General features: G+C 72.8%; 9 protein-coding genes. All 9 read left to right on the forward strand.

The features are described 5' to 3' along the window. Positions 1–16: 16 nt before the first annotated feature. The 9 genes from KK483_RS31100 (at position 17) to KK483_RS31140 (ending at position 12,490) form a co-directional block, all read left to right on the forward strand. Entirely contained in the window at positions 17–1,072 is a 1,056-nt protein-coding gene (locus KK483_RS31100; RefSeq protein ID WP_262008542.1) for a substrate-binding domain-containing protein, read from the forward strand. Between the two features lie 46 nt (positions 1,073–1,118). Then, positions 1,119–2,315, forward strand: coding sequence for a Gfo/Idh/MocA family protein (locus KK483_RS31105; RefSeq protein ID WP_262008543.1), 1,197 nt, complete (start codon positions 1,119–1,121; stop codon positions 2,313–2,315). Between the two features lie 26 nt (positions 2,316–2,341). Further along, positions 2,342–3,346: a sugar phosphate isomerase/epimerase gene (locus KK483_RS31110; protein ID WP_262009762.1), complete on the forward strand. Its 1,005-nt coding sequence runs from the start codon at positions 2,342–2,344 to the stop codon at positions 3,344–3,346. A 318-nt stretch (positions 3,347–3,664) separates the two neighbouring features. Then, positions 3,665–7,378, forward strand: a complete 3,714-nt coding sequence (locus KK483_RS31115; RefSeq protein WP_262008544.1) for a ThuA domain-containing protein — start codon at positions 3,665–3,667, stop codon at positions 7,376–7,378. 100 nt (positions 7,379–7,478) lie between these two features. Beyond that, the gene (locus KK483_RS31120) at positions 7,479–8,603 is read left to right on the forward strand and encodes an inositol-3-phosphate synthase (protein ID WP_262008545.1); all 1,125 of its coding nucleotides are present in this window, start codon (positions 7,479–7,481) and stop codon (positions 8,601–8,603) included. A 563-nt stretch (positions 8,604–9,166) separates the two neighbouring features. After that, entirely contained in the window at positions 9,167–10,189 is a 1,023-nt protein-coding gene (locus KK483_RS31125; protein WP_262008546.1) for an SCO3242 family prenyltransferase, read from the forward strand. Next, on the forward strand, positions 10,186–11,043 hold the full coding sequence (locus KK483_RS31130) for a sugar phosphate isomerase/epimerase (RefSeq protein WP_262008547.1): 858 nt from the start codon (positions 10,186–10,188) through the stop codon (positions 11,041–11,043). The genes KK483_RS31125 and KK483_RS31130 overlap by 4 nt, the downstream gene beginning before the upstream one ends. Continuing rightward, entirely contained in the window at positions 11,040–11,642 is a 603-nt protein-coding gene (locus KK483_RS31135) for an EboA domain-containing protein (RefSeq protein WP_262008548.1), read from the forward strand. Before KK483_RS31130 ends, KK483_RS31135 begins: the two co-directional genes overlap by 4 nt. Beyond that, positions 11,642–12,490, forward strand: a complete 849-nt coding sequence (locus KK483_RS31140) for a TatD family hydrolase (protein ID WP_262008549.1) — start codon at positions 11,642–11,644, stop codon at positions 12,488–12,490. The genes KK483_RS31135 and KK483_RS31140 overlap by 1 nt, the downstream gene beginning before the upstream one ends. Positions 12,491–12,492 lie beyond the last annotated feature (2 nt).

The raw sequence follows: 12,492 nt of genomic DNA on the forward strand, positions 1-12,492 counted from the left end.
AAAGGGGTCTGTCGCCATGCCAGAAATCACGGGCACCAGCCGCAGAGGACTGCTCTTCGGCACCGCCGCCGTCTCCGCCGGCGCCCTGCTCACCGCCTGCACCAGCAACGAGCCCAGTAAGTCCGATAAGGCGGCCACGGCCACGAACAACGCGCCGGCCGCCGACGACGCCCCCGGCAAGGCCGTCACCATCGGTTTCGCCGGACCCCAGGCCGACCACGGCTGGCTGAACGCCATCAACCAGAACGCCAAGGACCGGGCGGCCAAGTACTCCGACGTGACCCTGGAGATCACCGAGGGCTCCAACGACACCGCCGCCCAGATCGGCCAGATCCAGACCCTCATCAACAAGAAGGTCGACGTCCTGGTGATCCTGCCGGCCGACGGCAAGGCCCTGACCCAGGTCGGCCTCCAGGCCATGAAGGCCGGCATCCCCGTCATCAACCTGGACCGGATCTTCGCCTCCCCGCAGGCGTACCGCTGCTGGATCGGCGGCGACAACTACGGCATGGGCCTCAACGCCGGCCGCTACATCGGCGAACAGCTCAAGGACAAGCCGAACGCCAAGGTCATCGAGCTCGCCGGGCTCGACAACCTGGAGCTCACCAAGCAGCGCAGCCAGGGCTTCGACGACGCCCTCAAGAACTACCCCAACATCACCAAGGTGGCACGCCAGGCCGCCGAATTCACCGTCGAGTCCGGCCAGGCCAAGATGGCCCAGCTGCTCCAGGCGCAGAAGCAGTTCGACGCGCTGTGGAACCACGACGACGACCAGGGCGTGGGCGCCCTGCGCGCCATCCAGCAGGCCGGCCGCGACGACTTCCTCATGGTCGGCGGCGCCGGCGCCAAGTCCGCGATGGACGCCATCAAGGCCGACAACAGCGTGCTCAAGGCGACCGTCCTCTACCCGCCGACCATGGCCGCGTCCGCCATCGACCTGGCGCGGGCGCTCGGCCAGGGCAAGGGCATCGGCGGTCTCGCGGAGCTGGAGATCCCCGCCTCGATCACGCTCTACTCGGCCGTCGTCACCAAGGACAACGTCGCCGAGTACGAGCCCACGGGCTTCAGCTGACCGTCCCGGCCCGCCGCCACCGAGCAATCGACGAGGAGGAACCCGCATGGAACAGAGGGACAGTGAGGCCGCGCCGCCGACGCTCGGCATCGGCATGGTCGGATACGCGTTCATGGGCGCCGCCCACTCCCAGGGGTGGCGCACCGTGGGCCGCGTCTTCGACCTGCCGCTGAGGCCGGTCCTCGCCGCGATCGGCGGCCGTGACGCGACCGCGGTCAGGGCCGCGGCGGACCGGCACGGCTGGGCGGCTGCGGAGACGGACTGGCGAGCCCTCGTGACCCGGGACGACGTCCAGCTGGTCGACGTCTGCACCCCCGGTGACAGCCATGCGGAGATCGCCATCGCGGCGCTGGAGGCGGGCAAACACGTCCTGTGCGAGAAACCGCTGGCCAACTCGGTCGCCGAGGCCGAGGCCATGGCCTCGGCGGCCGAGCGGGCCGCGGCGCGCGGCCAGGTGGCGATGGTCGGCTTCAACTACCGGCGGGTGCCCGCGATCGCGTACGCCCGCCGGCTCATCGACGGCGGCCGGCTCGGTGCGCTGCGCCACGTACGGGTCACCTACCTCCAGGACTGGCTCGTCGACCCCGACTTCCCGCTGACCTGGCGGCTGGAGCGCGAACACGCCGGCTCGGGAGCCCTCGGCGACCTGGGCGCCCACGCCGTCGACCTCGCCCAGTACCTGGCGGGGGAGCCGCTCGTCGGCGTCTCCGCGCTCACCGAGACCTTCGTGCGGGAGCGGCCGCTGCTCGCCGGGGCGTCGAGCGGTCTGTCGGCATCCGGCGGCGCCGCGCGCGGAGCGGTCACCGTCGACGACGCCGCCCTGTTCACCGGGCGGCTCGCCTCCGGCGCCCTCGCCTCCTTCGAGGCCACCCGGATGGCGTCGGGCCGCAAGAACGCCCTGCGGCTGGAGATCAACGGTGAACTCGGCTCGCTCGCCTTCGATCTGGAACGGCTCAACGAGCTGTCCTTCCACGACAACACCGAGCCCGCCGCGTCGGCCGGCTTCCGGCGGATCCTGGTCACCGAGGCCGACCACCCGTACCTCGCGGCGTGGTGGCCGCCCGGCCACGCCCTCGGCTACGAGCACACCTTCACCCACCAGGCACACGACCTGGTGCACGCCATCGCCGAAGGGACCGCGCCCGCACCGTCCTTCGCCGACGGCCTCCAGGTGCAGCGCGTCCTCGCAGCGGTGGAGGAGAGCGCCGAGAAGAACGCCGTCTACACACCCATCCCCCTGTGACACAGCCGTCCGAGGAGGTCCTCGCCGTGCCACGTCCCTTCACCCTCTTCACCGGCCAGTGGGCCGATCTTCCCCTGGAGGAGGTCTGCCGGCTCGCCCGCGACTTCGGCTACGACGGACTCGAACTCGCCTGCTGGGGCGACCACTTCGAGGTCGACAAGGCCCTCTCCGACCCCTCCTACCTGGACGGGCGGCGGGCGCTGCTCGACAAGTACGGGCTCCAGTGCTGGGCGGTCTCCAACCATCTCGTCGGGCAGGCCGTCTGCGACCACCCGATCGACGAGCGGCACAAGGCGATCCTGCCCGCCCGGATCTGGGGCGACGGCGAGCCCGAGGGCGTACGGCAGCGGGCGGCACGCGAACTCGCCGACACCGCACGCGCCGCCGCCGCCTTCGGCGTCCGTACCGTCATCGGCTTCACCGGTTCCTCGATCTGGCATCTGGTCGCCATGTTCCCGCCGGTGCCCGAGCACATGATCGAGCGCGGGTACGAGGACTTCGCCGAACGCTGGAACCCGATCCTCGACGTCTTCGACGCCGAAGGCGTCCGCTTCGCCCACGAGGTCCACCCCAGCGAGATCGCCTACGACTACTGGACCACGCACCGCGCCCTGGAGGCCGTCGGCCACCGCCCCGCCTTCGGGCTGAACTTCGACCCCAGCCACTTCGTCTGGCAGGACCTCGACCCGGTCGGCTTCCTGTGGGACTTCAAGGACCGTATCTACCACGTCGACTGCAAGGAGGCGCGGCGCCGCCTCGACGGCCGCAACGGCCGGCTCGGCTCGCACCTGCCCTGGGGCGACCCGCGGCGCGGCTGGGACTTCGTCTCCGCCGGGCACGGCGACGTGCCCTGGGAGGACGTCTTCCGGATGCTCCGTTCCATCGGCTACGACGGCCCGATCTCCGTGGAATGGGAGGACGCGGGCATGGACCGCCTCGCCGGCGCCCCCGAAGCGCTCGCCACCCTCAAGCGCTACGACTTCGACCCGCCGTCGGCCTCGTTCGACGCGGCCTTCGGAGGCAACGACTAGGAGAGGACCGGGGGCCTGTGTCCCCGTCCGCCCGTCGGGGGCGGGCCCGCGTCCGGTGGCGGCAGCACGCCGCCGGGCCGGTCCGGCCTGCCCCGGCCCCGCTTTGTCCTGCCCCGGGAGAAAGTTCAACTTCCTTGCTGCGCAAGGGCTTTCGGCCCTGGACGAACCCGGCTACCGTCCCTGAGGTGTACAGGACACGGACACGAACCTGTGACACAGCACCGAACGTGACCAGCGTGACGGCGCACGCCGGTCCCCGGACCTTCCGAACGGCAAGCAGCACCCGCCCGTACGACCGGCTACCTCCGGAGGACACACGTGCACAGAAAACGGCCCGGAGCACAACGAGCCCGCATCAGAAAGGGACTCGCGCTCCTCACCGGCAGCCTTCTCGCCGCGACGTCACTGGCCATCTCCGCCCCCGGCGCCGCGGCCCACCCGGACCACCCGGCCCCCGCCCCGGCGGCCGAGGAGTTCCAGCAGGTCACCCTCGCCAAGGGCGAGCCCGAGACCGGCGAGCCCATGTCCCTCGCCGTCCTGCCCGACCGCAGCGTCCTGCACACCTCGCGCGACGGCGAGCTGCGCAGCACCGACGCCGCCGGCAACACCAAGGTGATCGGCACCATCCCCGTCTACTCGCACGACGAGGAAGGTCTCCAGGGCGTCGGCATCGACCCCGCCTTCGCCGAGAACCGGGCGATCTACCTCTACTACGCGCCCCCGCTGGACACCCCCGCAGGCGACGCGCCCAACGACGGCACGGCCGCCGACTTCGCCAAGTACGACGGAGTCAACCGGCTCTCCCGCTTCGTCCTCAAGGCCGACGGAACCCTCGACAACGCCAGCGAGAAGAAGGTCATCGACATCCCCGCCACCCGCGGCATCTGCTGCCACGTCGGAGGGGACATCGACTTCGACGCGCAGGGCAACCTGTACCTGTCCACCGGCGACGACTCCAACCCGTTCGCCTCCGACGGCTACACGCCCATCGACGAGCGCACCGGCCGCAACCCCGCCTACGACGCCCGCCGCACCTCCGGCAACACCAACGACCTGCGCGGCAAGGTCCTGCGCATCAAGGTCGCCGACGACGGCTCCTACACGGTCCCCGACGGCAACCTCTTCGCCCCGGGCACGGACAAGACCCGGCCCGAGATCTACGCGATGGGCTTCCGCAACCCCTTCCGCTTCAGCGTCGACAAGAAGACCGGAATCCTCTACGTCGGCGACTACGGGCCCGACGCGGGCGCGGCCGACCCCAAGCGCGGCCCGGCCGGACAGGTCGAGTTCGCCCGCATCACCAAGCCCGGCAACTTCGGCTGGCCCTTCTGCACCGGCGACAACGACCCCTACGTCGACTACGACTTCGCCACCAAGGTGTCCGGAGCCACCTTCGACTGCGCGGCCCCGAAGAACGACTCGCCGTACAACACCGGCCTGGTCGACCTGCCGCCCGCCGAGCCGGCGTGGCTCCCCTACGACGGCGGCTCCGTCCCCGAGTTCGGCACCGGCTCCGAGTCCCCGATGGGCGGGCCCGTCTACCGCTACGACCCGGACCTCGACTCCCCGGTCAAGTTCCCCGAGGCGTACGACGGCGACTTCTTCGCCGGCGAGTTCGGCCGCCGCTGGATCAAGCGCATCGAGCACGGCGACGACGGCACCGTCCAGTCCATCAACCCCGTCCCGTGGACCGGAACGCAGATCATGGACATGGCCTTCGGGCCCGACGGGGCGCTGTACGTCCTCGACTACGGCACCGCCTGGTTCGGCGGCGACGAGCACTCCGCGATCTACCGCATCGAGAACGCCACCGGAGGCCGCTCCCCGGTCGCCGAGGCCGGCGCCAGCAAGACCTCCGGCACCGCCCCGCTGCGGGTCGCCCTCTCCTCGGCCGGCACCACCGACGCCGACGGCGACGCCCTCACCTACAGCTGGGACTTCGGCGACGGCGGCACCTCCACCGCGGCCAACCCCACCCACACCTACCGCAAGAACGGCACCTATACGGCGACCGTGACCGCCAAGGACCCGACGGGACGCACCGGCTCCGCCAGCGTCCAGGTCGTCGTCGGCAACACCGCACCCAAGGTCACACTGGAACTGCCCACCGAGGGCGCACTGTTCAGCTTCGGCGACGAGGTCCCCTTCAAGGTGACCGTCACCGACCCGGAGGACGGCACCGTCGACTGCGCCAAGGTCAAGGTCACCTACGTCCTCGGCCACGACAGCCACGGCCACCCCGTGACCTCCGCGAACGGCTGCACCGGCACCATCAAGACCTCCGCCGACGGCGGACACGACCCCAACGCCAACATCTTCGGAGTCTTCGACGCCGAGTACACCGACGGCGGAGGCGGCGGCCAGGCCCCGCTCACCACACACGACCAGGCGCAGCTCCAGCCCCGGCACCGGCAGGCCGAGCACTTCAGCGCCCAGTCCGGCATCACGGTCTACGACAAGGCGCCCGCCAACGGAGGAAGGACCGTGGGCGACATCGACGACGGGGACTGGATCTCCTTCAAGCCCTACAACCTGTCCGGCTCCACCAAGCTCACCGCCCGGATCTCCTCCGGCGGCGCGGGCGGCTTCCTCGAAGTGCGCACCGGCTCGGCGACCGGCACCCTCCTCGGCTCCGCCCCCGTCCCGGTGACCGGCGGCTGGGAGACCTTCCAGGACATCGACGTACCCCTGCGGGCCGTGCCGAAGAAGACCACCGAACTCTTCCTGGTCTTCAAGGGCGGAGCCGGAGCGCTCTACGACGTCGACGACTTCGAACTCTCCAGCACCCCCGTCGACCGCACCGCCAAGCGGGTCCTCGTCTTCTCCAAGACCGCCGGCTTCCGCCACGACTCCATCCCCACCGGTGTCGCCGCCCTGAAGGAACTCGGCGCCGGAAGCAACATCACCGTCGACGCCACCGAGGAAGCCGCCCAGTTCACGACGAGCAACCTCGCCCGCTACGACGCCGTCGTGTTCCTGTCCACCACCGGTGACGTCCTCAACGCCGACCAGCAGAAGGCGTTCGAGAACTACGTCGCCACGGGCGGCGGCTACATGGGCGTCCACGCCGCGGCCGACACCGAGTACGACTGGGGCTTCTACGGCGGACTCGTCGGCGCCTACTTCCACTCCCACCCGCAGATCCAGAAGGCCACCGTCCGCGTCGAGGACCACGACCACCCCGCCACCTCGCACCTGGAGGCGGCCTGGGAGCGCACGGACGAGTGGTACAACTACCGCACCAACCCGCGCGGTCAGGCCCGCATCCTCGCCACCCTGGACGAAACCACCTACCAGGGCGGCAACATGAAGGGCGACCACCCCATCGCCTGGTGCCAGACCTACCAGGGCGGCAGGGCCTTCTACACCGGCGGCGGACACACCAAGGAGTCCTACGCCGAGCCGGCCTTCCGCCGGCACCTCCTCGGCGGACTGCGCTACGCCTCCGGACAGGTCAACGCCGACTGCAAGCCGGCGACCGGCTACCGCGACCTGTTCAACGGCCAGACCCTGGAAGGCTGGAAGCAGGCGGGGCCCGGGAAGTTCAACGTCGTGGGCGGCGAGCTGCAGACCGAGGGCGGCATGGGCATGCTCTGGTACCAGGCCAAGCAGTTCGCGTCGTACTCGCTCAAGCTCGACTGGAAGATGGCGGGCGACGACAACTCCGGGATCTTCGTCGGCTTCCCGGCCTCCGACGACCCCTGGTCCGCCGTGAACAACGGCTACGAGATCCAGATCGACGCCAGCGACGCACCTGACCGCACCACCGGTGCGATCTACAGCTTCAAGTCGGCCGACCTCAAGGCCCGCGACCGGGTGCTGCGGCCCCCGGGCCAGTGGAACAGCTACGAGGTCAAGGTCCAGGGCGAGCGGCTCCAGGTCTTCCTCAACGGAGTGAAGATCAACGACTACACCAACACCGACCCCGTCCGCAGCCTGAAGGACGGCTACATCGGCCTCCAGAACCACGGAGCCGACGACCAGGTCTCCTTCCGCAACATCCAGATCAAGGAGCTGCCCTCGGCGTCGTAGGGCGGCCCCTGCCGGATCCACAAGCCGGCGGCGGGCGGGGAGACGCCGTACCCCCGCCCGCCGCCCCACCACCGCCGCACCGCAGCCAGGGAGGCAGCCCGTGACCAATCCCAAGGAACACCGCACCGGGGTCTGGCTGATCGGAGCCCGCGGCTCCGTCGCCACCACCGCGATCGCCGGCTGCGCCGCGGTCACAGCCGGACTGCACCCGGCCACGGGCATGGTGACGGAAACCCCGCCGTTCGCCGCGGCCGGACTGCCATCGTTGTCATCGCTGGTCTTCGGCGGCCACGACACCACCGCCTGCCCCCTGCCCAAGCGGGCCGAACACCTCGCCGCCGGCGGCGTCCTGCCCCACGGCCTGCCCGCCGCCCTGCGCGCCGAACTCACCGCGGCCGACGAGGAGATCCGCACCGGCGGACCACTCCCCGGAGACACCCGCACCGACACCGAACTCATCGCAGCCTTCACCGCCGACCTCACCTCCTTCCTGCGCCGCCACGACCTCGCCCGCGCCGTCGTCGTCAACGTCGCCTCCACCGAACCCGCCCCGGGCCCGGACGCCGAACGGCTCCCCGCCAGCTCCCTCTACGCGGCCGCCGCGATCGAGGCCGGCTGCCCCTACATCAACTTCACCCCCTCCACCGGGCTGCGCACCGCGGCCCTCACCGACGCCGCCTCCGCCCGCGGACTTCCCCACGCGGGCCGGGACGGCAAGACCGGCCAGACGCTGCTCCGCTCCGTACTCGCCCCGATGTTCGTGCAACGTGCCCTGTCCGTCCGGGCATGGTCCGGCACCAACCTGCTGGGCGGCGGGGACGGGGCGGCGCTGGCCGACCCCGCGGCGGCAGCGGCGAAGAACGCCGGCAAGGAACGCGTCCTCGCCGACAGCCTCGGCGCCGCACCCCAGGGCGAGGTGCACATCGACGACGTGCCCGCACTCGGGGACTGGAAGACGGCCTGGGACCACATCGCCTTCGACGGCTTCCTCGGCACCCGCATGGTCCTGCAGACCACCTGGCAGGGCTGCGACTCCGCCCTCGCGGCCCCCCTCGTCCTCGACCTGGCCCGCCTCCTCGCCCGCGCCCACGAGGCGGGCATCTCCGGCCCCCTTCCCGAACTCGCCTTCTACTTCAAGGACCCCGACCCGGGCGCCCCGGCGGCCCTCGCCGAGCAGTACGGGGAGCTGCTCGGCCTTGCCGACCGCCTGCGGGACGCCCGATGACACCCGGCCGCGGCCTCGGCCGGGGCACCCGCGGCGCCGTGGCGGCCGTGACCGCGCTCGGGGCCGTGGGCGTCCTCGGCGTCCTGGCGGCACTGCGCTCCTCGGCCGGGCCGCAGCCGTCCCGGTCCCCGACGGGCCCCCGCCCCGCACCGCGAGCTGTCACGGGCTCCCACCGCCCGCCGGCGGGCGGTGCGCCGGCCCGCGCCGAAGAACAGGCGGGGGACAGCCCCGGCGGGACGAGGGGACCGGAGCCCGCGGCCGCGTCCGGGCCCCCCGACGCCCCCGACGCCCCCGACGCCCCCGACGCCCCCGACGTGCCGGAAGGGACGGCGCCCGATACGCCCCCCGGTGCGGCGCCTGATGCGGTGTCGGGCCGCACCGGGGCACGGGCCGGGGCTACCGGCGCCGATCCGGCTCAGCCGAGAGCGTCGGCACCGACACCGGCACCCGCACCCGGACCGGCACCCGCGCCCGGACCGGCACCCGCGCCCGGACCGGCACCGGCACCGGCACGGGCGGCCGGGAGGCGGGCGCGGCCGGACGCCGCGGCCACCCCCGCCGCGGTGGCCGCGGGGCGCGGCGGCCGACTACGCGCATGGGCCGAACTCCTGCGCGTCTCCGCCCTGTTCACCGTCCCCGGCGACGCGCTCGCCGGCGCGGCCTGTGCCGGGCTGCGCCCCAACCGGGGCACTGCGCTCGCCGTGGGCGCCTCGCTGTGCCTGTACGAGGCGGGCATGGCCCTCAACGACTGGGCCGACCGCGACGAGGACGCCGTCGAACGCCCGCACCGCCCCCTCCCGTCCGGCCGGATCAGCCCGCCCGCGGCCCTGGCCGCGGCCGGCGCCCTGACCGCCGCCGGCCTGGCCCTGGCGGCCCGGGCGGGCCGCGCCCCGCTGGCCGTCGCCACGACCCTGGCGGCGGCGGTCTGGTCGTACGACCTCCACCTCAAGCACACCCCGGCAGGCCCGGCGGCGATGGCCTCGGCCCGCACCCTGGACCTCCTCCTCGGCGCGACGGCCACCCGCCCCACGGCACTGCGCCCCGCCCTGCCGCACGCCGCGCTCCTCGGCGCCCACACCTACGCGATCACCTCCGTCTCCCGCCACGAAACCCAGGGCGGTTCCACCAGGGCGCCCCTCGCGGCGCTGGCGACCGCCCTGGTCATCACCGCGGCGACGGCCCGCCCACGCAACCGGCCCTCTCCCACCGCCGGGACCGGGGTCGGGAGCGGCACCGGGGCCTGGGCCGGGACCGGGGCAGGGGCAGGGGGCAGCCCGCCCACGGCACCGGCCGGACGCCTCCGGGACCGGGCCGCGTCCCTGATGCGGGCATCCGACGGCCTCGCCCCCGTCGCCGCCGGGCTCGCCGCCTCCGCCTACGCCCGCACCGCCCTCACCCCCTTCCTGCACGCCGCCCTCAACCCCTCCCCGCCCCTCACCGAACGCGCCGTCGGCGCCGGGATCCGCGCCATGATCCCGCTGCAGGCCGCCCTCGCCGCACGCTCCGGCGCGCCCGGCACCGGCCTCGCCGTCCTCGCGCTCGTCCCCGTTGCCCGACGCCTCGCCAGGAAGGTGAGCCCCACATGAGCCTGCGCCTCGGCTATGGAACCAACGGCCTCACCGACCTCCGCCTCGACGACGCCCTCGTCCTCCTCGCGGACCTCGGCTACGACGGCGTCGGCCTCACCCTCGACCACATGCATCTCGACCCGCTCGCCCCCGATCTCGGCTCCCGCACCCGCCGGCTCGCGGGCCGCCTCGCCGACCTCGGCCTGGAAGTCACCGTCGAGACCGGCGCCCGCTACGTCCTCGACCCGCGGCGCAAGCACGGCCCGTCGCTTCTCGACCCCGACCCGGACGCCCGCGCCGCCCGCACCGGACTCCTCGTCCGCGCCGTGCAGGTCGCCGAGGACCTCGGCGCGCACGCCGTGCACTGCTTCAGCGGCATCACCCCCGCGGCCACCGCGCCCGAGACCGCCTGGCAGCGCCTCGAAGCCGCCCTCACCCCCGTCCTGGACGTCGCGGCCACCGCCCGCGTCCCCCTCGCCGTCGAACCCGAACCCGGCCATCTCCTCGCCACCCTCGACGACTTCCATCACCTGCGCACCCTCCTCGGCGACCCCGAACCCCTCGGCCTCACCCTCGACATCGGCCACTGCCAGTGCCTGGAGACGGCACCCCCCGCCGACTGCGTCGAACAGGCCGCCCCCTGGATCCGGCACGTCCAGATCGAGGACATGCGCCGCGGCGTCCACGAACACCTCCCCTTCGGCGACGGCGAGATCGACTTCCCGCCCGTCCTCGACGCCCTCGCCGCCACCGGCTACCGCGGCCTGACCGTCGTCGAACTGCCCCGCCACTCCCACGCGGGCCCCGAACTCGCCCGCGCCTCCCTCGACTTCCTGCGCTCCCACCTCCCCTCGAACGGAGCCGCGGCATGACCACCCTGACCCGCGACGAACTCGACACCCGGCTCGACGCCGCCGCCCGCGCCTGGCTGCGCCAAGCCCTCGACGAAGCGTCCCGCCCCGACGACGGCACCCCACCCGCCTGGGAAATCCGCTTCGCCGCCGCGGGCCGCCACTGCGGCCAGGACCACGCCGACTCCGTACGCACCCTCCTCCTGCGCGAAGCCCGCGCCGACGCGGCCACCCTCACCCGCCTCTACCAGCAGGGCACCGCAGCCGAACGTCGCGCCGTCCTCCTCTCCCTGCCCCAACTCGCCCCCGCGCCTGCCGACGGCCTGCCCCTCGTCGAGGACGCCCTGCGCACCAACGACACCCGGCTCGTCGCCGCCGCCGTCGGCCCCTACGCCGCCGAACACCTCGATGCGCACTCCTGGCGCCACGCACTCCTCAAATGCCTGTTCACCGGCGTGCCACTGGCCGCGGCCGACGGACTCGAACGCCGTGCCCGGGGCGACGCGGAACTGGCCCGCATGCTCGGCGACTACGCCGCCGAACGCACCGCCGCCGGCCGCCCCGTCCCCGCCGACCTCCACCGCGTCCTCGCCCTGACGTCCCCCACGGAGAAGTCCTGATGCGCATCTTCGACCCCCACATCCACATGACCTCCCGCACCACGGACGACTACCAGGCGATGCACGCCGCCGGCGTCCGCGCCGTCGTCGAACCCTCCTTCTGGCTCGGCCAGCCCCGTACCTCACCCGCCTCCTTCTTCGACTACTTCGACGCCCTCCTCGGCTGGGAACCCTTCCGCGCCGCCCAGTACGGCATCGCCCACCACTGCACCGTCGCCCTCAACCCCAAAGAGGCCAACGACCCCCGCTGCACCCCCGTCCTCGACGCACTGCCCCGCTATCTCGTCAAGGACAACGTCGTCGCCGTGGGCGAGATCGGCTACGACTCCATGACCCGCGCCGAGGACACCGCCCTCGCCGCCCAGCTCCAGCTCGCCGCCGACCACCAGCTGCCCGCCCTCGTGCACACCCCCCACCGTGACAAACTCGCCGGCCTGCGCCGCACCATCGACGTCGTCCGCGAATCGGCGCTCGCCCCCGAGGACGTCCTCCTCGACCACCTCAACGAGACGACCGTCAAGGAGGCCAAGGACGCCGGCTGCTGGCTCGGCTTCTCCATCTATCCCGACACCAAGATGGACGAGGACCGCATGGTCGCCATCCTCAGGACCCACGGCACCGAGAAGGTCCTCGTCAACTCGGCCGCCGACTGGGGCAAGAGCGACCCCCTCAAGACCCGCAGGACCGCCGACGCCATGCTCGCCGCCGGATTCACCGCCGACGACGTCGACCAGGTCCTGTGGCGCAACCCCGTCGCCTTCTACGGCCGAAGCGGCCGCCTCCAGCTCGACGTCCCCGCACCCGAGGCCCTGCACGAGGGCAACTCGATCCTCCGCGGCGGGGAATGAGG

Source organism: Streptomyces sp. FIT100, assembly GCF_024584805.1.
Taxonomy (GTDB): Bacteria; Actinomycetota; Actinomycetes; order Streptomycetales; family Streptomycetaceae; genus Streptomyces.